Below are 26,359 nucleotides of genomic sequence, written 5' to 3'. Positions count from 1 at the left end.
CGGGTAGCGGGTTTGGTCGCACAAACAGCTTACCTTGCACCGCCGTTCTCACATCCGGCTTTTACCTCACGTTCCCATTATTCCGTGAAGAACCTGTTTTTTTGTGTGCCCGCCGCCGCGCAGGCTCGGCCAACGTTGGCCGAGACCGGTCGGGACCGCTCATTCACGCGCTGGCCGCACCCGGCGCGCGCCACAGGGAAACCCCGAGTGGGCGAGCGCCGCGCACGGCCTTAAGGTTCGGGACCTCGCATCGCAGGACACGCCATGACGACGCCCGACTACCGCGCCATTCTCGACACCATCGCCGCCGAGGTCGCCCCGCTGCTGCCCGAGGGGCGGGTCGCCGACTACATCCCGTCGCTCGCCGCCGTGCCCAAGCACAAGTTCGGCATGGCGGTGCACACGCTGGACGGCCGCCGCTACGCGGTCGGCGACGCCGCCGAACGCTTCTCGATCCAGAGCATTTCCAAGCTGTTCGCGCTGACGCTGGCGTTCCGCCAGCAGGGCGACGCGCTGTGGCGGCGCGTCGGCCGCGAGCCATCCGGCAGCCCGTTCAACTCGCTGGTGCAGCTCGAGCACGAGCACGGCAAGCCGCGCAACCCCTTCATCAACGCCGGCGCCCTCGTCGTCACCGACGTGCTGTGCCGCCATTTCGTGCAGGCCGACGTCGCGCTCTTGCAGTTCGTGCGCCGGCTGTCCGGCATCGCCGACCTGAACTTCGACCACGAGGTCGCCGCGTCGGAGGCCGCCACCGGCCACCGCAACGCGGCGATGGCGCACTTCATGAAGAGTTTCGGCAACCTCGAGGCGCCGGTCGACGAGGTGTTGTCGAGCTACTTCCACCAGTGCGCGATCGCGATGAGCTGCGAGGAGCTGGCGCGCGCGATGCTGTTCCTCGCCAACCACGGCGTGAACCCGCACGACGGCCAGCGGCTGTTGACCGTCAGCGAGGCCAAGCGCATCAACGCGGTGCTCTTGACCTGCGGCACCTACGACGCGGCCGGCGACTACGCCTACCGCGTCGGCCTGCCGGCCAAGAGCGGCGTCGGCGGCGGCATCGTCGCGGTCGTGCCCGGCGAGCTGGCGGTGTGCGTCTGGTCGCCCGGCCTCGACGCCAACGGCAACTCGCTCGCCGGCGGCTACGCGCTCGAACGCTTCACCACGCTGACCGGCCGCTCGGTGTTCTAGCTGAAACGCGCCCGTCTGCTGCCGCCACCTGAAAGGTTGGCCGAGCACGAAAAAAACGCGCCCGAGGGCGCGTTTTTTGTCTGCGGCGCGGCGGCGCTCAGTGGCCGGTGCCGCCGACGGTCAGGCCGCCGTCGATGCGCAAGGTCGGCTGGCCGACGCCGACCGGCACGCTCTGGCCGTCCTTGCCGCACACGCCGACGCCGGCGTCGAGCGCGAGGTCGTCGCCAATCATCGACACGTAGTTGAGTACCTCGGGGCCGCTGCCGACCAGCGTCGCGCCCTTGACCGGGTAGGCGAGCTTGCCGTTCTCGATGCGCCACGCCTCGGACGCCGAGAACACGAACTTGCCGTTGGTGATGTCGACCTGGCCGCCGCCGAAGTTGACCGCGTAGATGCCGTCCTTGACCGAGGCGATGATCTCGTCGGCCTTGTGCTGCCCGGCCAGCATGTAGGTGTTGGTCATGCGCGGCATCGGGATGTGCGCGTACGACTCGCGCCGGCCGTTGCCGGTCGGCGCCATCTTCATCAGCCGCGCGCTCATCGCGTCGTGCATATAGCCCTTGAGGATGCCGTCCTCGATCAGCACGGTGCGCTGCGTCGCGTTGCCCTCGTCGTCGATCGACAGCGAGCCGCGCCGGCCGCCGAGGGTGCCGTCGTCGACCACGGTGACGCCCGGCGCGGCGACGCGCTGGCCGATCCGGCCCGAGAACGCCGAGGTGCCCTTGCGGTTGAAGTCGCCCTCGAGGCCGTGGCCGATCGCCTCGTGCAAGAGCACGCCCGGCCAACCCGGGCCGAGCACCACGGTCATCGCCCCGGCCGGCGCCGGGCGCGATTCGAGGTTGACCAGCGCCTGGTCGACCGCCTTTTTCACGTAGTCGTGCACCACCGCGTCGGTGAAGTAGGCGAAATCGTGACGGCCGCCGCCGCCCGAGCTGCCCTGCTCGCGCCGGCCGTTCTGCTCGGCGATCACCATCACCGACAGCCGCACCAGCGGGCGCACGTCGGCGGCGCGCGTGCCGTCGTGGCGCGCGACGTAGACGACGTCGTACTCGGCGGCGAGGCTGGCCATCACCTGACTGACGCGCGGGTCCATCGCGCGGGCGAGCTTCTCGACCTTGTCCAGCAGCGCGACCTTGGCGTCGGCGTCGAGGCTGGCGATCGGGTCGATCGCCGGGTAGAGCGCGCGGCCGCTGGCGACGCGACCGGCCGAGACATGGCCCGAGCCACCGGTGGCGGCGATCGCGCGCACCGCGTCGGCCGCCTGCGTCAGCGACGCGAGGCTGATGTCGTCGGCGTAGGCGAAGGCGGTCTTCTCGCCGGCGACCGCGCGCACGCCGACGCCCTGGTCGATGTTGAAGCTGCCCGACTTGACGATGCCCTCCTCGAGGCTCCAGCCCTCGCTGCGCGTGTACTGAAAGTAGAGGTCGGCGTCGTCGACGCGATGCGTCGCGAGGCGGGAAAGGGTCGCGTCGAGCGAGGCGTCGGTCAGCCCGTAGGGCGCCAACAGCAGCGACTCGGCGGTGGCGAAAAGGGTGTCGGACATGGCGGTTCCGTTCAGTTGAGCACCCGGTGCGCGAGCGCCGGCAGGCGGGTGCGCACCGATTGCAGGGTGTTGATCTGGATGTCGGCGAGGATCACGCCCTCGCCCTCGGGCAGTTCGGCCAGCACGCGCCCCCACGGGTCGACGATCATGCTGTGGCCGTGCGTCCTGCGGCCGTTCTCGTGCAGGCCGCCCTGCGCCGACGCGATCAGGTAGCACTGGTTCTCGATCGCGCGCGCGCGAATCAGCGGCTCCCAGTGCGCCTCGCCGGTGGTCGCGGTGAACGCGGCCGGCAGCACCATCACGTCGAACGGCGCGAGCGCGCGGAACAGCTCGGGAAAGCGCAGGTCGTAGCACACGCCGAAGGCGATCTCGCCGAGCTCGGTCGCCGCCTTCAGCGGTTCGGTGCCGGCGACGATGGTGTTCGACTCGCAGTAGTTCTCGCCAAGGCCCGAGAAGCCGAACAGGTGGATCTTGTCGTAGCGCGCGACGCGCTCCCCCTCCGGATTGTAGAGGAGCGTGCTGTTGTACACCTTGCCGGACTCGGGCGAGACCAGCGGCACGGTGCCGCCCACCAGCCACACGGCGTTGTCGCGCGCCATCGCCGCCAGCGCGTCCTGCATCGGGCCGGCGCCGAACGCCTCGGCCAGGCCGACCTTGTCGGTTTCCTTGTGCCCCATCACGCCGAAATACTCGGGCAACACCACCAGGCGCGCGCCCTGGCGCGCCGCCTCGTCGACCCAGTGCGCCGCACGTCCAAGGTTGGCCGAGGGGTCGGCGCCGGACACCAGCTGCACCGCGGCGGCGCGGTAACTCGTCTTCTCTTCGCTCATGGTTGTCTTCCTTGTGGTGGCGGGTTGACCGGCTTGTTCGCGAGCGGCCGCACGTCCGGATTGGCGATCGGACCGGTGATCAGATAGTCGGCGGCGAACAGCTGGTTCAGGGGGTCGCGCAGCACCTTCTGCGCGGCCAGCGCCGCGACGCCGACCACCGGATTCAACAGCGCCGCGCCGGTGGCCAGCGCCGCGCTCTCGGACAGCTTGGGACTGACGCGCACCTCGACGCGCTGGCGGTCGCGCGGCAAGTCGATTTCGCCCTTCATCGTCACGTCGGCGGCCGGTCCGGTCAACCTGACCGCGTCGGCGCGGAACACGCCGCTCTCGATGCGCGCGACGCCGTCGAGCTTGTCGAAGCTGAAGCCCTTGCCGAACACGTCGGAAAAATCGAGCCTCAGCCGCCGCGCCAGCGACTGCAGGCTGAACACGCCCAGCAGCCGCCCGGCGCCCGGCTCGACCTGGGCAAAGCGGCCGTCGCGGAGCGCCACCGTCACCTTGCCGTCGAGCGCCTCGGGCTGGTAATCGAGCACGCCGCCCGGCCAGGCGAACTCGGCGACCACGTCGCCGCGCCCGCCGGCGACACGCCCCGGCTCGCCGAAACGGCCGAGCAGCCCGCCCAGGTCTTTCAGTTCGAGGTCGAAGCGGCCTTCGACGCGCGCCGGCCGGTCGGCAGCCTCGAGCGCCGCCAGGCGGCCGCTCAGCGCGCCGTCGTCGTTGCTCAGCCTGACGCGCTCGAGCAGCCACGCGTGCGGCTCGCGGCGCGCCAGCGCCTCGACGCGGCCGAGCGGCTGCTCGCGCCAGCTGACCTTGTCGGCGACGATGTCCAGCGGCGGCAGCCGCGTCGCGACGGGCAGCCTGGCCGAGCCGGCCGGCGCGGCGGACAAGGGCAGCGCCAGCCGCGACAGCCTCGCCTTCAGCGGCACCGCGAGGCCGCCGAAATCCGCCTCGCCGGCCGCTTCGCGGCTGGCCAGCGCCAGAATCCAGTGGCGGCGCGCCGGTTCGAAGGCCGCGCTCGCCCTGACCGCGTTGAAACGATAGCCGCCGACCGCGACGCGGTCGGCGTCCAGCTCGGCGACGAAGGGCAGCGCGGCAGCGCCGGCGGTGTCGGCCGCGCCGGCCAGACGCGCGCGCCACGCGTCCAGGTCGACCTCCTCGTCGCGCACCCGCAGCGCGAAGCCGCGCGCCGGCGGCTCGGCGTCGCGCCGGCCGACCGCGACCGCGCCGGCCCGCAGGCCGCCGTCGTCGTCCAGCCGCAACGCGCCGCGCGCGCGCCCCTGCACGTCGAAGTCGACCGCCCAGCCGCCGGCGCGGCCGTCGCCGGGGCGCAGCGTCAGCACCAGCGGCCAGGCGGCCTCGGCCGGCTTGTCGGCCGGCGCCGGCGCGTCCAGCCGCGTCCCGACCATCGTGCTCGCCACGCTCAGCCGCTCGAGCCCTTCGCCGACCGCGAAGCGCACCGCGTAGCGCGAGCGGCCGGCGACGTAGGGCGCGAGGATCGGCAGGTAGGTCTTGAGCGCCGCGTGCGAGTCGGCCTCGCCGTCGACGGCGAAGTGCATCCGGCCGTCGGCGCCGGTATCGGCCTTCAGCACGAAGGGGCCGCCGAGCGCGGTCAGGCGCACGCCCGGGCTGTTCACGCCGCGCTCGGTGAACACCAGCACGCCGTCGACGCCGCTCGCGGGCGGGATCGGCCAGTCGCGGAAACTCAGCGCGTTGCCGGCGAAGGCGAGCCGCCCCTCGACACGCGGCGCCTGCGGGCCGGACAAGGGGATGTCGAGCTTGAGCCCCAGCCTGGCCGGCCCGCTCGCGCCGATCTGGCCGGTGAAGCCGGCCAGCCAGCCGTCGACCGGGCTTTGCGTGGTGTAGACGAGCATCTTGGCGAGCGGACCGGCCGCCTTGCCGTCGACGGTCAGGCGCGGCGCGTCGGCGGACAGGTCGGCGATGCCGACCTTGACGTCGGACAAGGGCACGCCGACGGTGCTCGCGCGGCGCGCGGCGATACGCATCGCCTCGTTCTCGAACACCAGCTCGGCGTCGATGCCGCGCAGCTCGGGCCAGCCCGGCTCGAACAGCAGCACGCCGTCGCGCACGCCGGCGCCGACGTAGAAACGCCCACCCGCGCCGCCCTTGAACGGGAAGCGGTCGAGCTCGCCCTGCAAGGCGAAACGCACGTTTTCGGCGCGGCCGCCCTTGAGCGCGCGCTGGAGCCAGGCGAGCGTCTCGGCGCCGGCCGCGTACGGCAGGTAGGCCGGCACGCGCACCGCGTCGACGCGCGCGACGCCGCCCGACAGGTCGGCGACGCCGGCGCCGGCGCCGGTGTAGCGGTACGTGCCGGACAGTTCGCCCTCGAGGTCGGCGTTCGCGAAGCGCACCGACCGGAAGGCCAGCGCGACGCCGCCCGCCTCGCGGCGCCAGTCGACGTCGGCGTCCAGGCGGGCGAAGTCGAGCGGCTGCGGGAACACGCGCGGCATCGTCACGCGCGACGCGCGGTTGTGCAGCCTCAGGCGGCCGCCCACCTCGTCGAAGGACAGCGAACCGCTCGCGCCGGTCACGCCGGGCACCGCGCCGTCGTAGCGCCAGCCCAGACGGTCGAAGCCGGTCGACAGCGCGTAGCGGCGCGGCGCGTCGACCGGCCCCTGCCAGCGCGCGGCAAGGCCCGACAGGCGCCCCTCGGGCGCGAAACGCGCGAACAGCGGGTTGCGGTGCGCGCCGAGCGCGTGGATCAGCGGCGCCAAGGGCGCCAGTTCGGCGTTCGACAGCGACAGCGCGCCGAAACCGTCGGCGCCCGGCTTGTAGCGACCCTCGACCGTCGCGCGCTCGAACGCGCGCCCGGCGAGCGTAGACAGCGACAGCTCGCGCGCAGCCACGCGGTAGACGCCGCCGGCGTCGCGTTCGACGTCGAGCTTGCCGCCGAACTGCGGCAGCCGCATCGCGCCGGCGCCGTCGGGCTGGTAGGCGACGTTGAGCACCTTGACGTCGGCCGACAGCGCGACGAGCTCCCCCTCGTCGAAACGCGCCGACAGCTCGCCGTCGCCCTGCCCCTCGCTCAGGCGCCCCAAGGGCGCCAGGTAGCGCGACCAGGCGCCGACGCGCGCGCCCTCGAGCGCGAGCTCGGCCTCGCCGCTCCAGCGCCGGAAGGCCCTCACGTCGTCGCCGCGCCACTTCGCCTCGAAGCGCAGCGCGCGGCCCAGCTCGGCGCCGGGCCGGCCGGACACCGTCAGCCGGTGGCCGAGCAGCGTGGTCGCCAGCGTCAAATCGCCGCGCTCGAGCCGCAACGGCGGCAGGTCGAACAGCTCGTCGCGCCACGACAGCGCGGCGCCGCCGATCTCGACGCGGTGCTGGGCGAGCAGCCAGTTGGCGAGGCGGCCGTCGGACGGCGAGTCCGACGACGCCAGTTCGACGCCGTTGAGAAAGAGCCGGCCGGCCTTGTCGCGCGACAGCTCGACGCGCGGCGACTCGATCGCGATGCGCGAAAAGCGCGCCTCCCACACCAGCAGGCTCTGCCAGGACGGCGTCAGCGTCAGCGCCGACAGCGTCAGCGCGTTGCCACCGCGCCTCGGGTTCGCCAGCCGCACCCCCTCGAGTTTGAGGCGCGGCGCGACGCCGTGCCAGCTGCCCGACAGGCGCGAAACGGTCACGGCGCGGCCGGTGGCGCGCGTCAGCGCGGCCTCGAGCTCGGGGCGCCAGGCGTCGAGGCGCGGCAACACGCCCCAGGTAAAGGTGGCGAAGGCGACCGCCAGCGCGGCCGCAGCGATTCCCGACGCGATCAGCGCGACCCGGCACAGCCGGAGCACCCGGACGCGCAGCAGCGGTCGGGCAAGGGAGGACAGGCGCTTTTCCAACAGAGGGAACCGTTACACAATGGGGGTTTGAAGAACAGATTCGTCCGGAAAAGACATTATGCCAGCAAACCCGCACGACGCGATCGCGTTCGCCCGCCGCCATTCCCGCTATCTGGACCGTCTCCTCGGCGCGCGCGCCGACGAACTCGAACGGCTCGGCACGCGCCTGGATTACCGCTTTGACCGCGCCGAAATGCAAGGGTTTGCCGACTGGGACGCGCTTTCGACGCCGGACGCGCTGATGCCGGCGCTGCGCCGCCTGCGTCAGGCGACGATGGCGCGGCTGATCGCCCGCGACCTGAACCGGCTCTCCGACCTCGACGAGGTGGTGTCGACCGTTTCGCTGCTGGCCGAGTTCGCCGTCGAGCGCGCGCTGGTCGCCGGCAAGCACGCGCTGGCCCACTACGGCACGCCGCGCGGCCAGGAGTCGGGCGACGCGCAGGAACTGATCGTGATCGGCATGGGCAAGCTCGGCGGCGGCGAGCTGAACGTCAGCTCCGACATCGACCTGATCTTCATCTACCCGGAAGCGGGCGAAACCGACGGCGCAAAGAAGATCAGCAACCACGAATACTTCACCCAGCTGGGCAAGACGCTGATCCGCCTGATCAACGAGCCGACCGCCGACGGCCAGGTGTTCCGCGTCGACATGCGGCTGCGCCCCTACGGCGACTCAGGCCCCTTAGTGATGAGCTTCGCCGCGCTGGAAAACTACCTGCTGACGCAGGGCCGCGAGTGGGAACGCTACGCGTGGATCAAGGGGCGCGCGCTGTCGGGCGACGCGGCCGGGCTCGACGAGCTGGTGCGCCCCTTCGTCTACCGCAAATACCTCGACTACAACGCCTACGGCGCGATGCGCGAATTGCACAGCCAGATCCGCCGCGAGGTCGCGCGCCGCGACATGGCCGACAACATCAAGCTCGGCCCGGGCGGCATCCGCGAGGCCGAGTTCACCGCGCAGGTGTTCCAGCTGATCCGCGGCGGCCGCGAGAAAAGCCTGCAGCTGAAGGGCACGCGCGAGACCTTCGCGAGGTTGGCCGAGCTCAGGCTGCTCGAACCGGAAACGGTCGCCGAACTCCAGGAGGCCTACGCCTACCTGCGCGACGTCGAGCACCGGCTGCAGTACTTCGACGACCAGCAGACACAGACGCTGCCAAGCGACGCGGCGCAGCGCGCCAGCCTCGCCGAAACGATGGGCGAGCCCGACTGGGACGCCTTCCTTGGCGCGCTCAACGAGCGCCGCCGCCGCGTGACCCGCCACTTCGAGCAGGTCTTCCTGCTGCCGACCGAAAACGCGCCGGCCCACCCGCTGTCGGCGCTGTGGCAGGACATCGCCGACGAGGCGGCCGACCCGCGGCTGGCCGAGCTCGGCTACCGGGACCCGGCCGCGGTCGGCCGCACGCTCAAGGCGCTGTCGAACAGCCAGCGCTACCAGCAGATGCCGGCGGCGGCGCGCAAGAAGCTCGACGACCTGATCGGCCCGCTGATCGAGGTCGCCGCCGGCTTCCCGAACCCGGACGTGACGCTGACGCGCATCCTTGGCCTCTTGGAAGCGATCAGCCGCCGCGCCGCCTACCTGGCGCTCTTGACCGAGTACCCGCAGACGCTGCAGCGCCTGGCGTCGCTCTATTCGGCCAGCGCCTGGGTCGCCGCCTACCTGACGCGCCACCCCATCCTGCTCGACGAACTGCTGGACGGCCGCGTGCTGTACGCCAGCCCCGACTGGCCGCAACTGGCGGTGCAGCTCGAACAGCAGCTGGCCGACGCCGACGGCGACGTCGAGACGCAGATGGACACGCTGCGCCACTTCCAGCACGCGCAGACCTTCCGCCTCGTCGCGCAGGACCTGGCCGGCATGTGGACGGTCGAGGCGCTGTCCGACCAGCTGTCGCAACTGGCGGACCTGGTGCTCGACGCGACGCTGCGTCACGCGTGGCGCACCGTGTCGAACCGCCACACCGACACGCCGCGCTTCGCGATCGTCGGCTACGGCAAACTCGGCGGCAAGGAGCTGGGCTACGCCTCCGACCTCGACATCGTCTTCCTCTACGACGACGCGCACCCGGACGCGCCGGACGTCTACTCGCGGCTGGCGCGCCGGCTGTCGACCTGGCTGACCAGCACCACCGCCGCCGGCCAGCTCTACGACATCGACCTGCGGCTGCGGCCGAACGGCTCGTCGGGCCTCCTGGTCAGCAGCGTCGCCGCCTTCGAGCAGTACCAGCAGCAGAACGCCTGGGTGTGGGAGCACCAGGCGCTGACGCGCGCGCGCTTCGTCGCCGGCGACGCGCTGCTCGGCCAACGTTTCGAGGAGATCCGCCACGCGGTGCTGACCCGGCCGCGCGACGTCGAGCCGCTGAAAAAAGAAGTGCTCGACATGCGCGCGCGCATGCTCGAGACGCGCCCGGCGGTCGACAACGACGTCAAGAACGCGCGCGGCGGCATCGTCGACGTCGAGTTCATCGTGCAGTACCTGATCCTCGCCCATGCGCACGCGCTGCCCGAGCTGACGCGCAACGCCGGCAACATCGCGCTCCTGGCGGTCGCCGCCGAGGACGGGCTGATCGACAAGGAGCTCGCCGAGACCGCGCGCGCCGCCTACCGGCTGTACCGCCGCCGCCAGCACGCGGTGCGGCTCGACGAGATCCGCACCGTCGAAGTCGACGACGAACTCGTCGCCCACTACCGCGCCGTCTGCCGGCTGTGGCAGCAGGTGTTCGGCGAATCGATCGACAGCCGTACCCCAGACGGCGCGGCGGCGTTATAATCCGCGTCTACTCGAAAAAAAGACCCTGCAGACGGAGATCCCAACATGTCGATGGCTGACCGCGACGGCTTTATCTGGTACGACGGCAAACTGGTGGACTGGCGCGACGCGACCACCCACGTGCTGACCCACACCCTGCACTACGGCATGGGCGTGTTCGAGGGCGTGCGCGCCTACGAAACCCCGAAGGGCCCGGCGATCTTCCGCCTGCAGGACCACACCGATCGCCTGTTCCGCTCGGCGCACATCCTCGGCATCGACCTGCCGTTCAGCAAGGAAGAGATCAACGCCGCCCACGTCGAGGTGGTGAAGTCGAACGGTCTGAAGTCCTGCTACTTCCGCCCGATGGCCTTCTACGGCTCGGGCAAGCTCGGCATCGCGCCGCCCGCCGACGACGTGCACGTGATCGTCGCCGCCTGGCCGTGGGGCGCCTACCTCGGCGAGGAAGGCCTCGAGAAGGGCATCCGCGTCAAGACCAGCTCCTTCACCCGCCACCACGTCAACATCACGATGTGCAAGGCCAAGGCCAACGGCAACTACATGAACTCGATCCTCGCCAACACCGAGGCGGTCAAGGACGGCTACGACGAGGCGCTGCTGCTCGACGTCGAGGGCTACGTCGCCGAGGGCTCGGGCGAGAACATCTTCATCGTCCGCCGCGGCAAGCTGTACACGCCGGACCTGACCTCCGCGCTCGAGGGCATCACCCGCGACACCGTGGTCGAGATCGCCCGCGAGATGGGCCTCGAACTGATCGAGAAACGCATCACGCGCGACGAGGTGTACAGCGCCGACGAGGCCTTCTTCACCGGCACCGCCGCCGAGGTGACGCCGATCCGCGAACTGGACAACCGCCAGATCGGCGAAGGCCGCCGCGGCCCGGTCACCACCGAAATCCAGAAGCGCTACTTCGACTGCGTCAAGGGCCTGGACCCGAAACGCGAGAACTGGCTGACCTACATCTAAGTCATCGAGCAACACCCGCGCCCGGCCGCCGTCCCGCCGGGCGCCGCAAGGAAACAGCATGGCCGACCTGAAAGAAAACACCCAGAACGTCATCGAAGTCACCGGCAAGGACCTGCCGCTGCACTGCCCGACCCCGGACATGGTCAAGTGGAACTCGCACCCGCGCGTCTTCCTGCCGATCGTCAAGCAAGGCGGCGAGGCGCGCTGCCCGTACTGCGGCACGCTGTACAAGCTGACCGGCCCGGTGACCGGCCACCACCACTGAGCCCCGTTCGACCGCAACGGGCCCGCTATCGAGACCGCAAGGTGTGGCCACGCGCCGCACCTTTTTTACTTGCCGATGATTCGAAAAATCCTGGTGATCGGCCCCTCGTGGGTCGGCGACAGCGTGATGGCGCAACCGCTGTACCGCAGGTTGGCCGAGCGCCATCCGGGCGTCGCGATCGACGTGTTCGCGCCGGCGTGGACGCTGCCGCTCCTGACGCGCATGCCCGAGGTGCGCCGCGCCCACCTGAACCCCTTCGGCCACGGCCAGCTGCGGCTGGCCGAGCGCTGGCGCGTCGCGCGCGCGCTCCGGCGCGAGGGCTACGACCAGGTGATCGTGCTGCCCAACTCGCTGAAGTCGGCGCTGATCCCGTTCTTCGCCGGCATCCGGCTGCGCACCGGCTTCGTCGGCGAGTCGCGCTACGGTCTGTTGAACGACACGCGCGAGCTCGACGAGAAGGCGCTGCCGATGATGGTCGAGCGCTTCTGCGCGCTCGGCGAGGACGCGCAGCACGCGATCCCGCGCCCGATCCCGCACCCGCGGCTGGCCGTCGACGCCGCATCGCAGGCGGCGGCGCTCGGCAAGCTCGGCCTGACGAACGACAAGCCGGCGGTCGCCTTCTGCCCGGGCGCCGAGTACGGGCCGGCCAAGCGCTGGCCGGCGCGCCACTTCGCCGAGCTCGCGCACCGCTTCGCCGAGGCCGGCTACCAGGTATGGCTGTTCGGCTCGCACAAGGACCAGGAAATCGGCGAAGAGATCGTCAACCTCTCGGGCGGCAGCGCGGTCAACCTCGCCGGCCGCACCGGGCTCGACGAGGCGATCGACCTGATCGGCCTGACCGAACTCGCCGTCTGCAACGACTCCGGTCTGATGCACGTCGCCGCCGCGCTCGACAAGCCGCTGGTCGCGCTGTACGGCTCGTCCAGCCCCGACTTCACGCCGCCCTTGTCCGACAAGGCGCAGATCGTGTCGCTGAACCTCGAGTGCAGCCCCTGCTTCGAGCGCAACTGTCCGTTCGGCCACACCGACTGCCTGGAAAAACTGCTGCCCGACCCGGTCTGGCAGGCCGCGCGGCGCCTGCTGCCGACGCTGTCGGACGAGCGTCGCCCCGTCATTCCCCTCCACCCCGCCCCGGACGCCTGACGCGCATGACCCGCCAGCACGACGACTCCCGCCGCATGGAACTGGTGCGCGCCGCCGCACGGCTGTTCCGCGACCAGGGCTACGAGCGCACCACGGTGCGCGACCTCGGCCAGGCCGTCGGCCTGCAGTCGGGCAGCCTGTTCTATCACTTCCGCAGCAAGGAAGACATCCTGGTCGCGGTGATGGCGCTGGGCATCGGCGCGACCACCGACGAGCTCGAGGCGGCGCTGGCCAAGGCCGCGTCGCCGCGCGACAAGCTCGCCGCGCTGTTCCGCGTCCACCTGCACTCGTTGCTCGGCGAAAACCAGGCCGCGCTCGAGGTGATGCTGTACGAATGGCGCAGCGTGTCCGACGCCGCCCGGCCCGGCCTCGTCGTATTGCGCGACCGCTACGAGGCGCTGTGGCAAACGGTACTCGACGAGGCCGCCGCCGCCGGTCTCGTCAAGGCCGACACCCGGCTGTTGCGCCGCACCTGGCTGGGCAGCCTGCACTGGACCGTGCAGTGGTACCGCCCGGACGGCGAGCTGTCGGTCGACGCGCTCGCCGAGCGGATGCTGGCGCTCGCCCTCGTCGACTAGCTCGGCCAACGTCGGACCATGACGCCGACCACCCGCACCCTGTGGCTGATCCTCGGCGTGCTGTGCTGCCTGCTCGGCGCGATCGGCGCGCTACTGCCGCTGATGCCGACCACCATCTTCCTGATCTTCGCCGCCGCCTGCTTCGCCCGCTCCCGCCCCGAGTGGCACCGCGCGCTGCTCGACCACCCGCGCTTCGGCCCCAGCCTCAGGCTGTGGGAGACGCGGCGCACCCTCACCCCCGCCGGCAAGCGCGCCGCCCTCGTCGGCATCGCCGCCGGCTTCGCGCTATCCATTGCGCTGCAGGCCGGACGGCCGTGGCTGCAGGGCGCGCTGCTGCTGTTCGGACTCGCCCTCGCCGCCTGGATCGCCCGCCGCCCAAGCGCGCCGCCGGACATGGCAGAACATGATTCAGAATGACGGTATCGCCCGAAATGAAAGGCTAGCGACGGACGCCCTCCGCGCCCTCGACCCCCGACCCGCCGCGCGCCGCAACGCCGCCGAGCCTACCCGGGCCACTTTCCGGACGAAGCAACGGCGACCGCTCACGCGGTCGCCGTTTCCACCGCACCGTGCCCAGCTCGCTAGCGCGCCGGCGCGCCGCGCATCTTCTGCGCCATCTCGCGCGACTTGAACACCGCCGCGACGTCGCCCTGCTGAGCGGCGCGGTCGTACCAGTGCATCGCCTCGGTGTAGTCCTGCGTCACGCCGTCGCCGTGCTCGTAGAGGCTCGCGAGCAGATACTGCGCGCCAACGTCGCCGGCGAGCGCCGCCTCGCGGTACCAGCGCGCGGCGGCCGCGTAATCCTGCTTGACGCCGCGCCCGAGGTAGTACTGCGTCGCGATGCTGACCTGCGCGTCGGTATAACCCTGGCGCGCCGCCTTCTCGAACCAGACGCTCGCGTCGCGCTGCGAGCGCGGCACGCCCTCGCCCATTTCGTAGAGCAGGCCCATCGCGTGCTGCGCGCGTGGCGAGCCGAGCTCGGCCGAGCGGCGGATGAAGTCGATCGCGCGCGCGCGGTCGACGGCAACCCCCTCGCCGTGCCAGTACATCATCCCGAGATTGAACAGCGCGACGCGGTTGCCCTGCCCCGCCGCCGCCTCGAAGGCGCGGCGGGCCGCCGCGTAATCGCCGCGCTGGTAAGCCTGCCAGCCCGGCACCTCGGGTTCGGCAGGCCGCGCCGCCGGAGCCGCGAGAGACAAACAGACCGCCGCTGCGAATGCGCGCCACATGATTGCTCTCCCGCCCGACGACCCAGCAGCTTGGACAAGCGGGAAAGGCGCCGGTTTGCCGGTGGAGCCAAATAAACGCCGGCCGACGCCCTCAGGCCGTGACGTCGATGCGCTGCCCAAGGTGGGGCGGCTTGTTCGTCGCGACCCGCGCGCCTTCGGCGCCGGCCCCGATCAGAGCCTGCAACAGGGCCGCGTTCGCCTCGCCCGCCTTTTTCAGCGCGTAGACCTGCGCGGCCAGCGCGACATCCGGCCTTGCGGCTTGAGTAATCTCTTCCATGCCCCCATCTGCCTTTCCGATCCGATTTTTGTAGTGTACGCGTCGAGCCAATCGGCTGGAACGCTGCTACACTCGCCCCCAACCCAACCAACAGGATGCGACCATGAGCCAATCCCGTCACAGCCGTCTTCTGATCCTCGGTTCCGGCCCGGCCGGCTACACCGCCGCCGTCTACGCCGCGCGCGCCAACCTCAAGCCGGTGATCGTCACCGGCCTCGCGCAGGGCGGCCAGCTGATGACCACCACCGACGTCGACAACTGGCCGGCCGACGCCGACGGCGTGCAGGGCCCGGAACTGATGGCGCGCTTCCAGAAGCACGCCGAACGCTTCGGCACCGAAATCCTGTTCGACCACATCCACACCGCCCGGCTGAACGAGAAGCCGTTCCGCCTGATCGGCGACGCCGGCGAGTACACCTGCGACGCGCTGATCGTCGCCACCGGCGCGTCGGCCCAGTACCTCGGCCTGCCGTCCGAGGAAGCGTTCGCCGGCCGCGGCGTGTCCGCCTGCGCGACCTGCGACGGCTTCTTCTACCGCAAGCAGAAGGTCGCCGTGGTCGGCGGCGGCAACACCGCCGTCGAGGAAGCGCTCTACCTGGCCAACATCGCCAGCCACGTGACGCTGATCCACCGCCGCGACAGCTTCCGCGCCGAGAAGATCCTGGTCGACCACCTGATGGACAAGGTCAAGGAAGGCAAGATCACGCTGGAGCTGAACCAGACCCTCGACGAGGTGCTCGGCGACGACAGCGGCGTGACCGGCGCCCGCCTGAAGTCGAGCGTCGACGGTTCGACCAAGGAGATCGACGTCGCCGGCGTGTTCATCGCCATCGGCCACAAGCCGAACACCGACATTTTCAAGGGTCAGCTCGAAATGGACGGCACCGGCTACCTGATCACCCAGGGCGGCCGCGACGGCAACGCAACGCAGACCAGCGTCAAGGGCGTATTCGCCGCCGGCGACGTGCAGGATCACATCTACCGCCAGGCGGTCACCAGCGCCGCCTCGGGCTGCCAGGCCGCGCTCGACGCCGAACGCTACCTCGACAGCCTGAAGTAAGCCCTTGAAGCCCCTGAAGGACCAGCTCAAGGGGGCGAAGGAACGGGTGCGCGCCACGGCGCGCACCCGTTCTGTCGTTGCGGCGCCAAGGTTGGCCGAGCCCGAGCCGCCCGACTTCGCGACGCTGTTCAAGGACGTGCGTCCGCTCAAGCCCAGCGGCCGCGTCGCGCATCAGCCGCCACGCCCGTCGGCCCGGCCGCGCTTCGGCCACGGCCACGCGCCGGCGTCGGACGCGCACGAGGCGGCGCTGCTGCAGCACATGAGCGCCTGGTTCGAACCGGCCGAAATCGACGCGCGCCACAGCCGCGACGGCATGCCCGGCAACACACTCAGGCGGCTCAAGCACGGCCACTGGCCGGTGGTCGCCGAGCTCGACCTGCACGGCCTCGACCGCTACGCGGCGCAGGACCGGCTGGTGGTGTTCCTGCACCGCGCGCGCGATCGCGGCGTGTGCGTGCGCATCATCCACGGCAAGGGGCTGAGCTCGAACGGCGAACCGGTGCTGAAGAAAATGGTGCGCCAGTGGCTCAAGAGCCATCCGGACGTGCTCGCCTTCTGCGAGGCCGACGAGCGTTTCGGCGGCGGCGGCGCGCTGATGGTGCTGCTCAAGACCCGCCATCGCGAATAAGCCACACTCCCCGCGCCGCCCGCCCGCGCCAAGTCGCTGAGTTTTCTCCCCTTTGCCCGCGCCGCCATGCCGCCCCGGCCAGGCCGCCCCGGTCCCGCGCGCGCGCCGGTCCGCCACGCTGTCCAAAGCCTTGCCATTTCGCTAATCTAGCAGCAAGGGATATCGGTTTTTCTCACTCAAATGGTCTTTAAGGAATCCCGCATGGAAGGCCAACGCTGCCCCGACTTCACGCTCCCCGCCACCTCCGGCAAAACCTTCGTGCTCGAGGAGGCCGGCAAACCACTCGTCATTTACTTCTACCCGAAGGACAACACGCCCGGTTGCACCAACGAGAGCATGGCGTTCCGCGACCTGTACGCCGACTTCAAGGCGGCCGGCGCCGACATCGTCGGCGTCTCGCGCGACGGACTCAAGTCGCACGAAAACTTCAAGGCCAAGCTCGAACTACCGTTCGAGCTGCTGTCGGACGGCGACGAAACGGTGTGCACGCTGTTCGATGTCATGAAAATGAAAAACCTGTACGGCAAACAGGTAAGAGGCGTCGAGCGCAGCACCTTCGTCGTCGCCGCCGACGGCACCATCGCCCGCGCCTGGCGCGGCGTCAAGGTGCCGGGTCACGCAGAGGAGGTGCTCGCCTTCGTCAAAACGCTCTGACGTGTTTCTCGAGCCGGGCCCGGTGTCGAAATCGGGCCCTCAACAGCCACAAGGGGGTCTCATCATGGCAAGCCGCAGAAAGAACAAGGCCAGCAAGCTGTTCGTGCTCGACACCAACGTGCTGTTGCACGATCCCACCTGCCTGTACCGCTTCGAAGAGCACGACATCTTCATCCCCATCATCACCCTCGAAGAACTCGACACGCACAAGAAGGGCATGTCCGAGGTCGCGCGCAACGCGCGCCAGGCCAGCCGCTTCCTCGACGAGATCGTCAGCGCCGGCGCCGAGCAGATCGAGACCGGCATCCCGCTAGAGACCGCCAGCCGCGGCGCGGCCACCGGCCGGCTGATCCTGCAGACGCAGGCGCTGGGCAGCGCGCTGCCCGCCTCGCTGCCGGTCGGCAAGGCCGACAACCAGATCCTCGGCATCGTCAAGGCGCTCAAGGAGCACGACGGCGACCGCCCGGCCATCCTGGTGTCCAAAGACATCAATATGCGCATCAAGGCCCGCGCGCTGGGACTGGACGCCGAGGACTACTTCAACGACAAGGTGCTCGAGGACACCGACCTGCTCTACACCGGCTCGCGCGAGATCGACGGCGCGTTCTGGGAGCGCAACGGCAAGGACCTGAAAAGCTGGCAGGAGCACGGCCGCAGCTACTACCAGATCAAGGGCGGCGACGTACCGAACCTGTACCTGAACCAGATGCTGTGGCAGCAGGGCGAGCAGCCGCTGCAGGCGCGCGTCACCGCGGTCGAAGGCAAGACGGCGGTGCTCGAGACGCTGCGCGACTACACGCACCAGAAGAACAACGTCTGGGGCATCACCGCGCGCAACCGCGAGCAGAACTTCGCGCTCAACCTGCTGATGAACCCCGACATCGATTTCGTGACGCTGCTCGGGCAGGCCGGCACCGGCAAGACGCTGCTGACGCTGGCGGCGGGCCTTGCGCTGACGCTCGAGCAGAAGCTGTACAGCGAGATCATCATGACGCGCGTCACCGTGCCGGTCGGCGAGGACATCGGCTTTTTGCCCGGCACCGAGGAGGAAAAGATGGCGCCGTGGATGGGCGCGCTCGAAGACAACCTCGACGTGCTCAACAAGAGCGAGGACGACGGCGGCGACTGGGGCCGCGCCGCGACGCGCGACCTGGTGCGCTCGCGCATCAAGGTCAAGTCGCTGAACTTCATGCGCGGCCGCACTTTCCTGAACAAGTACCTGATCATCGACGAGGCGCAGAACCTGACGCCCAAGCAGATGAAGACGCTGGTCACGCGCGCCGGCCCCGGCACCAAGGTGGTGTGCCTGGGCAACATCGCGCAGATCGACACGCCCTACCTGACCGAGGGCAGCTCGGGCCTGACCTACGTCGTCGACCGCTTCAAGGGCTGGAGCCACTCGGGCCACATCACGCTGCAGCGCGGCGAGCGCTCGCGGCTGGCCGACCACGCGGCCGAGGTGCTGTGATGTCCAGCCCGCGCCTCGAAGTCCTTTCCGAGGCACCCCGCGGGGCGGCGCGACGAGCGCCGCCCCTTTTGTTCGTGCACGGCGCCTTTTGCGACGCGCATTGCTGGCGGCCCTTGATGGCAAGGTTGGCCGAGGCCGGCTACGCCTGCCACGCGCTCAGCCTCGAAGGGCACGGCGCGAGCGACGGCCGCGCCTACCTGCCGCTGATCGGCATCGCCGACTACGTAAAAAACCTCGCCACCGTCGCGCGCGCGCTGCCCGAGCCACCGGTGCTGGTCGGCCACTCGATGGGCGGCTTCGTCGTCCAGCAGTACCTGGCGCGCCACCCGGCCGCCGCCGCCGCGCTGCTCGCGCCGGTGCCGCCGACCGGGCTGGCCGCGTCGAGCTGGCGGCTGATGACGCGCGCGCCGGCCCTCTTCCTCACGCTCAACCTCTTCCAGCACGGCCACCACCAGCCGGCGCTCGACGAATTGCGCGCGATGCTGTTCTGCGCGCACGCCAGCGACGATGCCGTCGCCGAGCTGGCGCGGCACGCGCAACCGGAAAGCCAACGCGCGCTGTTCGACATGGCGCTGGTCTCGCCCTTCCTGCTCCCCCGCCTGCCGGCGATGCCGGCGCTGGTGCTCGGCGCCGCGCACGACGCGCTGATCGCCGCCGACGAGGTCGCCGCCTGCGCGCGACGGCTCGACTGCCGCGCCGACATCCTGCCCGACCTCGGCCACATGATGATGCTCGACGCCGGCTGGGAGCGCGTCGTCGAGCGACTCGCGCGCTGGCTCGACGCGACCTTCCCGCTCGAGCGCGGCGCGGCCGCCGCCTGACGGTCGGCCGGACCGATGCCGCGATTGCCCGAGCCCCTCTCCGGTCCGCTGCAACAGCGCCCCGCCGAAGAAAGAAAAAACGGCGGCCCGCGGGCCGCCGTCGTGATGCGTCGATGAACGTCCGGACTCATTCGCCGGCGAGCGTCTCGCGACGATGCGGCCGCCACAGCACGTCGTCGCGCCCCTCGGCGCGGTTGAGCACGCGCGCGAGCACGAACAGCGCGTCCGACAGACGGTTCAGATACTGGCGCGACGCCTCGCCGACCGCCTCGTCGCGCGCGAGCGCCACCACCGCGCGCTCGGCGCGGCGGCACACCGAGCGCGCCTGGTGCGCCAGCGCCGCCTGCCGGCAGCCACCGGGCAGGATGAACTCCTTGAGCATCGGCAACGCGGCGTTCATCGCCGCCAGCCGCTCGTCGAGACCGGCGACATGCGCCTCGGTCAGCGCCGCGTAGCCGGGCACCGCCAGCTCGGAGCCGAGGTCGAACAGGTCGTGCTGTACCTCGGCCAACCAGGCGGCGACCTCGGTCGGCAGCGGCTCGGCCAGCAGCACGCCGATCACCGAGTTCAGCTCGTCGACCTCGCCGAGCGCGTTTACGCGCGCGCAGTCCTTGGCCACGCGACGGCCGTCGCCGAGGCCGGTCGTGCCGTCGTCGCCGGTACGCGTCGCGATGCGCGACAGTCTGTGTCCCATCCTCATCCTTTCGGGTCGGTCCGGCCGATGTCCTTGAGCGCGTCGCGCAGGCTCTCGCGCAAGGTTTCGCCGAACATCATGTCGTAATCCTGTTTGAGTTGCGCCATCACCCCTGCCATCAGCTGGCGCGACTGCGCCTCGAGCGCCTCTTGCAGCCACAGCCCCATCTCCATCTTCATGCGCGGCAGCAGGCTGCGGTACAGCGCGTCGACGAGCGCCGCCTCGGCGACCACGGTCGCGGACGCGGCACCGCCTGCGTTGGCCGGACCATCCGGACCATCCGGACCATCCGGACCATCCGGACCATCCGGACCATCCGGGCCATCCGGACCATCCGGGCCATCCGGGCTAACGGTGCTGGCGGTGCTGGCGGTGCTGGCGGTGCTGGCGGTGCTGGCGGACGCAGCATCGGCGCGTGGCGCAGCGGCGGTCAAGTCCGCCGCCATGCCGCCCCCCTCCTCGACGCCGGCCGAACCGGCCGCGGGCGGCGGGGACAGCGGCGCGTCGACACCGCCAGCCGCCTGCTCGCCGCCCCCGGCCAGGGGCAACGACGCGGATACCCCACCGACGGTCGAGGCCGACGACGCTGCAAGCGGCTCACCCGTCGCCGTCTCCGCCGCGTCCGCTCGTGGCCCCGCGTCGGCGGCGCTCCCGGTGTCTACGGGCGGCGCGTCGGGCTCGGGAGCGGCCTGGGGGTCGGCCTCCTGCCAAGGGGCGAGCGCATGGGCGGGAGCCGCGCGCTCGGCGAACGGCGCCGTCGGGATCGACGCCTCGGCCCCGAACGGTGGCCACGCGTCGGCGCCGGCTTTCTCAGCCGTCGACGGCTCGACGTCCGCCGCCCATCCGCCGGCGGCGACAGACGCGACGCCGGCCTCCGCCGCCTCCCACCCGGATGGCGGCGACGGATCGCCGACGGCAGCCGCCGCAGCGGCATCCGGCACGACGGGCTCGCGATCCCCTTCCGGCACCACACCCGGCAAGGGAAGCTCGGCCAAGGTCGGGGACGCCGCGACGACGGGCTGCGTCACGGCCGGTACGGCCCGCCCCTCGTCGGCCAAGGAAGGCATGGTGGCGCCGTCCGGCGACGTCGGCCCGGCAACGGCCGGCGCAGCGGGGCCTGCGAAAAGCGGCGCGGCCGGAGCGGGCCCGCCGCGCGCGGCGGCCGCCTCGTCGAGCTTGGCGCGCAGCGCCGCCAGCCGGGCCTGCAGGTCGTCCAGCGGGTCGGGCTCGTGCGCGGGTTGGCCGAGCACGCCGCGCGGCAGACTGTCGATGGAGATCGAACGCGGCGCGGCTTCGACCGGCCCGCCCTGCGGCACGGGAGCCGGTTCGCCGGCCGGTTCGTGCGGCTCGGCGGCCTCGAGTTCGGCCCACAGCGGGCGCGCTTCGCCGATCTCGTCGGCGGTGGGCCACGCGCCGGACGCTGGCGCCGCCGCTTCGGCCTCGGCCGGCGACGTCGGTGGCGCGACGGGCGGAGCGAGCGGGTCAAGGTCGGCGACCGCGGCCGGCCCCGCCACGAGCGGCGACTCGGCTACAGGCGAAGCGGGGGCCGGCGGCGCCGGCGTGACGGGCCCGGAAACCGGTGCATCCGCTTGCGGCTGCAGCTCGAATTCGAAGTCGCTTGCGGAGGCGAGCGGCTCGGCCGACGGGGCCTCCCAGCCGGGCAGCACGTCCTCCAGCCTCAGCTCGTTCGCGTCGCCGAGCTCGAGGTCGAGCGACGGCATCGGCTGGCCGGCGAATAGCGGCGACAGACCGGCGTCGCGCGACGGCTCGCCGTCGGCCTCGGCCAACAGCGCGTCGAGTTCGAGATCGGGCGGCAAGTCCCGCTCCGGAGGCAAGGCCAGGTCGGGCGGCAGCTCGAGTTCGAGCTCCGGCCCGGAGCCGGGCCGGGACGACGGCGCGGCACCACGCGGCGGCAGCTCGGCCAAGGCGTCGGCAAAGTCGGGCAAATCGAGCGGCAGCTCCGGCGCGGCCTGCGTCGGCGCGTCGTCGGCGAGGTCGGTCAGCACCGGCAGGTCGAGCTTGCTCCAGTCGGGTTGGGGGGCTTGGGCGTCGGTCATGGTGCGCGTTGACTCATGTCGTGGTGTTCGATCGCGAAGCCGCGCGCACGGTAGGCGCGGAAGCGTTCGCGCGCGGCGGCCAGCGCCGCCTCGTCGCGGCCGACGATCTCGAGGATGCGCGAGAAGCGCTCGGGCGCGTCGGGGTAGCTCGGGCCGAGGTTCAGCAGCACGCCGGCGGCGCTGTCGGGCAGGCGTTCGGTCAGCACGACCGGCGTCTCGGGCGCGAGCGGATCGTCGAGCGCGCAGTGCGGCACGAAGGCGGTGTCCGACACGCACCACAGGCGGGTGCTGAAAGAGGCGAGCGCCCCGCCGTCAGCCAGCCAGACGGTGAGGCGCTCGCCCTTCTTGTAGACGGTGTGGGCAAGCCGGCAGGCGAAGTCCGCCGGCTTGTCGACTTCGGTGTAGAAATCAATCCGCGTCATCGTCGATCGCGTCGCTGGTTTCACGGCGCGGGCGGCCGCGGCGCACCACGTTGCCGGTCGCGATGTCGGCGCGATCCTGCAGGAACTGCACCAGGAGCGGCACCGGGCGACCGGTGGCGCCCTTGTCCTTGCCGCTCTTCCACGCGGTGCCGGCGATGTCGAGGTGCGCCCAGTCGTAGGCCTTGGCGAAGCGCGACAGGAAGGCCGCGGCGGTGATGCTGCCGGCCGGACGGCCGCCGATGTTGGCGACGTCGGCGAACGGGCTCTTGAGCTGTTCCTGGTATTCGTCGAACAGCGGCATGTGCCAGGCACGGTCGCCGACTTCCTCGCCGGCGGCCGACAGCTCGCGGGCGAGGCTGTCCTGGTTGGCGAACAGGCCGGTGGTGACGTGGCCGAGCGCGATGACGCACGCGCCGGTCAGCGTCGCGACGTCGACCACGGTCGCCGGGGCGAAGCGTTCGGCGTAGGTCAGCGCGTCGCACAGGATCAGCCGGCCTTCGGCGTCGGTGTTGAGGATCTCGATGGTCTGGCCGGACATGCTGGTGACGATGTCGCCCGGCTTGTTGGCGTTGCCGCTCGGCATGTTCTCGCAGGTCGGCACGATCGCGATCAGGTTGATCGGCAGCGCCATCTGCACCGCGGCGCGGAAGGCCCCCAGCACGGTCGCGGCGCCGCACATGTCGTACTTCATCTCGTCCATGCCCTCGCCCGGCTTGAGCGAGATGCCGCCGGAGTCGAAGGTGATGCCCTTGCCGACCAGCACCACCGGCTTGTCGGCCTTGTCCTTCGCGCCGTAGTGCTTGAGCACGATCAGCCGTGGCGGCTGCACCGAACCCTTGGCGACCGACAGGAAGGAACCCATGCCCAGTTCGGCGATCGCGGCCTCGTCGAGGATCTCGGCCTCGGCGCCGAGCGAGAGCGCCATGTCGCGGGCGGTGTCGGCGAGGTAGACCGGGGTGCAGACGTTGCCCGGCAGGTTGGCCAGGTCCTTGGCGAAGCGCATGCCCTCGGCGATCGCCAGCCCGCGCGCCAGGCCCTTCTCGCCGTCGTTGAGGTCGCTGCGGCGCTGCACCGCCAGCGTCATCTTCTTGGGCTCGCGCACCGCTTCGTCGTTGCGGGTCTTGAAGCGGTCGAAGCGGTACAGCGCGTCGAGGGTGACGACGGTGGCCTGCTCGATCATCCATTCGACGTCGTGCTTCTTGATCGTCAGCTCGGTCAGGTAGCTGACCGCCTCGTTGGCCGAGGTCTGCGTCAGCGCCTTGATCGACGCGCGGACCGCCTCGCGGTACTCCTTGGCGCGGAACTCGCGCTCCTTGCCGAGGCCCACCAGCAGCACGCGGTCGCACAGCGCGTGCGGCACCGCGTGCAGCATCAGCGTGCTGCCGAGCTTGCCCTCCATGTCGCCGCGCCTGAGCACGTCGCCGATGAAGCCGTTGGAGACGCGGTCGAGCAGGTCGGCCGCCAGCGTCAGCTTGCGCGACTCGTACACGCCGACGATCACGCAGGCGACGCGCTGTTTCTCCGGGCTGCCGCTTTTTATGTTAAATTCCATCGTGAACTCCCGTGGATATTGCGTTCCGGCCGCCATGCGGGCATGCAGGCGAAGCCGCTTCACCGGTTGGCCGAACGGTCTTGACTCCCGGCCTGTGCGGCTCATGCCCTTGTTCTTTTTTTGAACAAGGCGCCTCGAATCCAGTCTCGAAGCAAATTATCACAACGCAACAAAGAAAAAGTCAAAAAGGTCATCCCGCATGGTTTTTCACCGCAGCCTGACCCGCGAACTGACGTTCACCGCCGTCGGCGTGTTCGTCGTGCTGCTGGCGATCCTGGTCACCACGCAGACCATCAACCTCCTGGGTCGCGCCGCCGAGGGCCGCATCGCCAACGAGGCGGTGGCCGCGCTGATCGGCTTCTGGTCGCTGGGGCTGTTCCCGCTGCTCTTGATCCTCACCGTCTTCATCAGCGCGCTGGTCGTGCTCACCCGCGTCTGGCGCGACCACGAGATGGCGGTGTGGCTGTCGTCCGGCATCGGCCTCAAGGACTGGATCTGGCCGCTGCTGCGCTTCGCGCTGCCCTTCGCGGCCATCGTCGCGCTGCTGACGCTCTACGTCAGCCCCTGGGCGGCCTACCGCAGCAAGGAGTACGCCGAGGTGCTCAAGCAGCGCGAGGAAATGTCGGCGATCTCGCCGGGCATTTTCAAGGAATCGGGCTCGGCCAACCGCGTCTACTTCATCGAACAGTATTCGGCGCTGCACGGCACCGCCAGACAGGTGTTCATGCAGGAGATCAGCGAGGGCAAGGTCGCGACCATCCTGGCGCGCGCCGGCAAGGTGACGACCAACGAGCACGGCGAGCGCGTGCTCGAGCTGAGCGACGGCCGCCGCTACGTCGGCACGCCCGGCCAGGCCGACGTCGAGGAGGCGCACTTCGAGCGCTACCGCGTCATCCTCGGCGAGGCGCCGCCGACGATAGGCGAGATCACCCACATCCAGTCGCGGCCGACCACCGCGCTCCTGGCCAGCGACGCGCCGTCCGACAAGGCCGAGCTCGCCTGGCGGCTGTCGCTGCCGGCCGCCTGCGTGCTGCTGGCGCTGCTGGCGCTGCCCTTGAGCTACTTCAACCCGCGCAGCGGCCACACCTACAACCTGGTGTACGCGCTGATCGCCTTCCTCTTGTACCAGAACGCGCTGACGTTGGTGCGCAACTGGATCGGCAGCGGCCAACTGCCGCCCGCGACGATGGCGGCGGTGCACCTCGCGCTGCTGGCGCTGACGCTGGCGCTGGTCTGGCTGCGCTCGCAGCCGGCCGCGCCGCTGACGCGCACGCTCGCCGCCCTCGTGAGAAAGGCCTGACCCGATGCGACTGATTAACCGCTACCTGATCGGCTCGCTGTCGAGCAGCACCTTCTTCACGCTGGCCGCGCTGATCGGCCTGTTCGGCTTTTTCGACGTGGTCGCCGAGCTGCCCCGCCTCGGCCAGGGCAGCTACACGCTGCCGGTGATGCTGCGCTACGTCGCCTACCTGATCCCCGGCCACGCCTACGAACTGATGCCGCTGGCGGTGCTGATCGGCGGCATGGTCGCGATGACGCAGCTCGCCTCGAACAGCGAGTACACGGTGATCCGCACCAGCGGCGTGTCGCTGCCACAGGTCGCCGCGGTGCTCGCGCAGTTCGGCCTGCTGTTCGCGCTGCTGACCGTCGTGCTCGGCGAGTTCGTCGCGCCGTACGCCGAGCAGGAGGCCAGCCGCATCAAGCTCGCCGCCACCCGCTCGATGGTCGCACGCGAGTTCCGCTCCGGCATCTGGGTCAAGGACGACAAGCACTTCATCAACGTGCGCGAGATGCTGCCCGACACCACGCTCAGGGGCGTGCGCATCTACACCTACGACGACGCCTACCAGCTCACGCAGACCCGCTACGCCGACCAGGGCCGCTACCTCGGCGGCGGCCAGTGGCAGCTTTCCGGCGTGTCGGACACCAATATCAGCGAGAACCGCGTCACCGTCGCGCACCACGCCGAGCTGACGTGGAAGTCGGTGATCGAGCCCGACATTCTCGACGTACTCTTGGTGGTGCCCGAGCAGATGTCGGTCGCCAACCTCGTCACCTACATCGAGCACCTGTCGAACAACAAGCAGCAGACGCAGCGCTACGACATCGCGCTGTGGAGCAAGCTGTTCTACCCGCTCGCCTGCGTGTCGATGGCGCTGGTCGCGCTCGCGTTCACGCCGCGTCAGCGCCGCCACGGCCAGCTCGGCCTGCAACTGTTCATCGGCATCTGCCTGGGCGTCGCCTTCCACTTCACCAACCGCCTGTTCAGCCACCTCGGCCTCCTGTACGGCTGGAACGCGGCGCTGTCGGCGACGCTGCCGACGCTGCTCTTTCTCGCCGCCGGCGTCGCGCTGATCCGCAAGCAGGAGAAACGCTGA

At 70.6% G+C, this 26,359-nt stretch carries 23 protein-coding genes; 14 read left to right on the top strand and 9 right to left on the bottom strand.

Features of this window, described 5'->3' with window-relative positions:
- The first annotated feature begins 264 nt into the window (after positions 1-264).
- Positions 265-1,188 (top strand): glutaminase, encoded by a 924-nt coding sequence (locus tag EV683_RS08870; RefSeq protein WP_066609852.1) that lies wholly within the window; start codon positions 265-267, stop codon positions 1,186-1,188.
- 97 nt (positions 1,189-1,285) lie between these two features.
- Here the strand turns inward: EV683_RS08870 and tldD are convergent, their stop codons facing one another.
- The 3 genes from tldD to EV683_RS08855 are packed head-to-tail and all read right to left on the bottom strand — an operon-like array spanning position 1,286 to position 7,400.
- Entirely contained in the window at positions 1,286-2,731 is a 1,446-nt protein-coding gene (tldD, locus tag EV683_RS08865; RefSeq protein WP_131862541.1) for a metalloprotease TldD, read from the bottom strand.
- 11 nt (positions 2,732-2,742) lie between these two features.
- On the bottom strand, positions 2,743-3,561 hold the full coding sequence (locus tag EV683_RS08860; RefSeq protein WP_131862540.1) for a carbon-nitrogen hydrolase family protein: 819 nt from the start codon (positions 3,559-3,561) through the stop codon (positions 2,743-2,745).
- Entirely contained in the window at positions 3,558-7,400 is a 3,843-nt protein-coding gene (locus EV683_RS08855) for a YhdP family protein (protein ID WP_165916807.1), read from the bottom strand. The genes EV683_RS08860 and EV683_RS08855 overlap by 4 nt, the downstream gene beginning before the upstream one ends.
- 58 nt (positions 7,401-7,458) lie before the next feature.
- On the opposite strand from EV683_RS08855, the gene glnE reads away from it, so the two are divergent.
- The 6 genes from glnE to EV683_RS08825 all read left to right on the top strand — a co-directional run bounded on the left by glnE (position 7,459) and on the right by EV683_RS08825 (position 13,536).
- Positions 7,459-10,167, top strand: coding sequence for a bifunctional [glutamate--ammonia ligase]-adenylyl-L-tyrosine phosphorylase/[glutamate--ammonia-ligase] adenylyltransferase (gene glnE / locus EV683_RS08850; RefSeq protein ID WP_131862538.1), 2,709 nt, complete (start codon positions 7,459-7,461; stop codon positions 10,165-10,167).
- A 45-nt stretch (positions 10,168-10,212) separates the two neighbouring features.
- Positions 10,213-11,133: a branched-chain amino acid transaminase gene (locus EV683_RS08845; protein ID WP_131862537.1), complete on the top strand. Its 921-nt coding sequence runs from the start codon at positions 10,213-10,215 to the stop codon at positions 11,131-11,133.
- A 58-nt stretch (positions 11,134-11,191) separates the two neighbouring features.
- Positions 11,192-11,398 (top strand): zinc-finger domain-containing protein, encoded by a 207-nt coding sequence (locus EV683_RS08840; RefSeq protein WP_066612977.1) that lies wholly within the window; start codon positions 11,192-11,194, stop codon positions 11,396-11,398.
- A gap of 75 nt (positions 11,399-11,473) precedes the next feature.
- Positions 11,474-12,541, top strand: a complete 1,068-nt coding sequence (gene waaF / locus EV683_RS08835; protein ID WP_131862536.1) for a lipopolysaccharide heptosyltransferase II — start codon at positions 11,474-11,476, stop codon at positions 12,539-12,541.
- Between the two features lie 5 nt (positions 12,542-12,546).
- Entirely contained in the window at positions 12,547-13,119 is a 573-nt protein-coding gene (locus tag EV683_RS08830) for a TetR/AcrR family transcriptional regulator (RefSeq protein WP_131862535.1), read from the top strand.
- Between the two features lie 18 nt (positions 13,120-13,137).
- Positions 13,138-13,536 (top strand): YbaN family protein, encoded by a 399-nt coding sequence (locus EV683_RS08825; RefSeq protein ID WP_131862534.1) that lies wholly within the window; start codon positions 13,138-13,140, stop codon positions 13,534-13,536.
- Positions 13,537-13,700: 164 nt separating this feature from the next.
- On the opposite strand, the gene EV683_RS08820 is transcribed toward EV683_RS08825, so the two are convergent.
- Together EV683_RS08820 and EV683_RS08815 are read right to left on the bottom strand one after the other, a co-directional pair.
- On the bottom strand, positions 13,701-14,348 hold the full coding sequence (locus tag EV683_RS08820; RefSeq protein ID WP_082824195.1) for a tetratricopeptide repeat protein: 648 nt from the start codon (positions 14,346-14,348) through the stop codon (positions 13,701-13,703).
- Positions 14,349-14,439: 91 nt separating this feature from the next.
- The gene (locus tag EV683_RS08815) at positions 14,440-14,625 is read right to left on the bottom strand and encodes a hypothetical protein (RefSeq protein ID WP_131862533.1); all 186 of its coding nucleotides are present in this window, start codon (positions 14,623-14,625) and stop codon (positions 14,440-14,442) included.
- Positions 14,626-14,728: 103 nt separating this feature from the next.
- Here EV683_RS08815 and trxB point away from each other — a divergent pair, with 103 nt between their 5' ends.
- The 5 genes from trxB to EV683_RS08790 all read left to right on the top strand — a co-directional run bounded on the left by trxB (position 14,729) and on the right by EV683_RS08790 (position 19,256).
- Positions 14,729-15,685, top strand: coding sequence for a thioredoxin-disulfide reductase (gene trxB, locus EV683_RS08810; protein WP_066612995.1), 957 nt, complete (start codon positions 14,729-14,731; stop codon positions 15,683-15,685).
- Between the two features lie 4 nt (positions 15,686-15,689).
- Positions 15,690-16,313 carry a Smr/MutS family protein gene (locus EV683_RS08805; protein WP_131862532.1) on the top strand — a complete coding sequence of 208 codons (624 nt, stop codon included), beginning with the start codon at positions 15,690-15,692 and terminating at the stop codon, positions 16,311-16,313.
- 201 nt (positions 16,314-16,514) lie between these two features.
- Positions 16,515-16,967: a peroxiredoxin gene (locus EV683_RS08800; RefSeq protein ID WP_066613003.1), complete on the top strand. Its 453-nt coding sequence runs from the start codon at positions 16,515-16,517 to the stop codon at positions 16,965-16,967.
- A 64-nt stretch (positions 16,968-17,031) separates the two neighbouring features.
- Positions 17,032-18,435, top strand: a complete 1,404-nt coding sequence (locus EV683_RS08795; RefSeq protein ID WP_131862531.1) for a PhoH family protein — start codon at positions 17,032-17,034, stop codon at positions 18,433-18,435.
- Positions 18,435-19,256, top strand: coding sequence for an alpha/beta hydrolase (locus tag EV683_RS08790; RefSeq protein WP_131862530.1), 822 nt, complete (start codon positions 18,435-18,437; stop codon positions 19,254-19,256). Before EV683_RS08795 ends, EV683_RS08790 begins: the two co-directional genes overlap by 1 nt.
- Before the next feature lie 127 nt (positions 19,257-19,383).
- Here the strand turns inward: EV683_RS08790 and EV683_RS08785 are convergent, their stop codons facing one another.
- The 4 genes from EV683_RS08785 to EV683_RS08770 are packed head-to-tail and all read right to left on the bottom strand — an operon-like array spanning position 19,384 to position 23,981.
- Positions 19,384-19,950, bottom strand: coding sequence for a cob(I)yrinic acid a,c-diamide adenosyltransferase (locus tag EV683_RS08785; protein WP_131862529.1), 567 nt, complete (start codon positions 19,948-19,950; stop codon positions 19,384-19,386).
- A 2-nt stretch (positions 19,951-19,952) separates the two neighbouring features.
- Positions 19,953-22,007 carry a hypothetical protein gene (locus tag EV683_RS08780; protein ID WP_131862528.1) on the bottom strand — a complete coding sequence of 685 codons (2,055 nt, stop codon included), beginning with the start codon at positions 22,005-22,007 and terminating at the stop codon, positions 19,953-19,955.
- Positions 22,004-22,429: a DNA polymerase III subunit chi gene (locus tag EV683_RS08775; RefSeq protein ID WP_066613014.1), complete on the bottom strand. Its 426-nt coding sequence runs from the start codon at positions 22,427-22,429 to the stop codon at positions 22,004-22,006. The genes EV683_RS08780 and EV683_RS08775 overlap by 4 nt, the downstream gene beginning before the upstream one ends.
- On the bottom strand, positions 22,416-23,981 hold the full coding sequence (locus tag EV683_RS08770) for a leucyl aminopeptidase (RefSeq protein ID WP_131862527.1): 1,566 nt from the start codon (positions 23,979-23,981) through the stop codon (positions 22,416-22,418). Before EV683_RS08770 ends, EV683_RS08775 begins: the two co-directional genes overlap by 14 nt.
- 199 nt (positions 23,982-24,180) lie before the next feature.
- On the opposite strand from EV683_RS08770, the gene lptF reads away from it, so the two are divergent.
- Both lptF and lptG read left to right on the top strand, forming a co-directional pair.
- Positions 24,181-25,281, top strand: coding sequence for an LPS export ABC transporter permease LptF (gene lptF, locus EV683_RS08765; RefSeq protein ID WP_131862526.1), 1,101 nt, complete (start codon positions 24,181-24,183; stop codon positions 25,279-25,281).
- 4 nt (positions 25,282-25,285) lie between these two features.
- The gene (gene lptG, locus EV683_RS08760) at positions 25,286-26,359 is read left to right on the top strand and encodes an LPS export ABC transporter permease LptG (RefSeq protein WP_131862525.1); all 1,074 of its coding nucleotides are present in this window, start codon (positions 25,286-25,288) and stop codon (positions 26,357-26,359) included.

It is taken from the genome of Crenobacter luteus (assembly GCF_004345725.1).
Lineage (GTDB): Bacteria > Pseudomonadota > Gammaproteobacteria > Burkholderiales > Chromobacteriaceae > Crenobacter > Crenobacter luteus.
Note: the sequence above shows the minus strand (reverse complement) of the source record. Positions and strands in the feature narration are given on the sequence as shown.

Bases quoted from the DNA above. Each gene is read 5' to 3' on its own strand.
- EV683_RS08825 (WP_131862534.1), top strand. From the start codon at position 13,138: ATGACGCCGACCACCCGCACCCTGTGGCTGATCCTCGGCGTGCTGTGC.
- EV683_RS08830 (WP_131862535.1), top strand. From the start codon at position 12,547: ATGACCCGCCAGCACGACGACTCCCGCCGCATGGAACTGGTGCGCGCC.
- glnE (WP_131862538.1), top strand. From the start codon at position 7,459: ATGCCAGCAAACCCGCACGACGCGATCGCGTTCGCCCGCCGCCATTCC.
- lptF (WP_131862526.1), top strand. From the start codon at position 24,181: ATGGTTTTTCACCGCAGCCTGACCCGCGAACTGACGTTCACCGCCGTC.
- EV683_RS08845 (WP_131862537.1), top strand. From the start codon at position 10,213: ATGTCGATGGCTGACCGCGACGGCTTTATCTGGTACGACGGCAAACTG.
- EV683_RS08770 (WP_131862527.1), bottom strand. From the start codon at position 23,981: ATGGAATTTAACATAAAAAGCGGCAGCCCGGAGAAACAGCGCGTCGCC.
- EV683_RS08870 (WP_066609852.1), top strand. From the start codon at position 265: ATGACGACGCCCGACTACCGCGCCATTCTCGACACCATCGCCGCCGAG.
- EV683_RS08780 (WP_131862528.1), bottom strand. From the start codon at position 22,007: ATGACCGACGCCCAAGCCCCCCAACCCGACTGGAGCAAGCTCGACCTG.
- EV683_RS08815 (WP_131862533.1), bottom strand. From the start codon at position 14,625: ATGGAAGAGATTACTCAAGCCGCAAGGCCGGATGTCGCGCTGGCCGCG.
- EV683_RS08840 (WP_066612977.1), top strand. From the start codon at position 11,192: ATGGCCGACCTGAAAGAAAACACCCAGAACGTCATCGAAGTCACCGGC.
- EV683_RS08820 (WP_082824195.1), bottom strand. From the start codon at position 14,348: ATGTGGCGCGCATTCGCAGCGGCGGTCTGTTTGTCTCTCGCGGCTCCG.
- waaF (WP_131862536.1), top strand. From the start codon at position 11,474: ATGATTCGAAAAATCCTGGTGATCGGCCCCTCGTGGGTCGGCGACAGC.
- EV683_RS08795 (WP_131862531.1), top strand. From the start codon at position 17,032: ATGGCAAGCCGCAGAAAGAACAAGGCCAGCAAGCTGTTCGTGCTCGAC.
- EV683_RS08860 (WP_131862540.1), bottom strand. From the start codon at position 3,561: ATGAGCGAAGAGAAGACGAGTTACCGCGCCGCCGCGGTGCAGCTGGTG.
- EV683_RS08790 (WP_131862530.1), top strand. From the start codon at position 18,435: ATGTCCAGCCCGCGCCTCGAAGTCCTTTCCGAGGCACCCCGCGGGGCG.
- tldD (WP_131862541.1), bottom strand. From the start codon at position 2,731: ATGTCCGACACCCTTTTCGCCACCGCCGAGTCGCTGCTGTTGGCGCCC.
- EV683_RS08785 (WP_131862529.1), bottom strand. From the start codon at position 19,950: ATGGGACACAGACTGTCGCGCATCGCGACGCGTACCGGCGACGACGGC.
- lptG (WP_131862525.1), top strand. From the start codon at position 25,286: ATGCGACTGATTAACCGCTACCTGATCGGCTCGCTGTCGAGCAGCACC.
- EV683_RS08800 (WP_066613003.1), top strand. From the start codon at position 16,515: ATGGAAGGCCAACGCTGCCCCGACTTCACGCTCCCCGCCACCTCCGGC.
- EV683_RS08775 (WP_066613014.1), bottom strand. From the start codon at position 22,429: ATGACGCGGATTGATTTCTACACCGAAGTCGACAAGCCGGCGGACTTC.
- trxB (WP_066612995.1), top strand. From the start codon at position 14,729: ATGAGCCAATCCCGTCACAGCCGTCTTCTGATCCTCGGTTCCGGCCCG.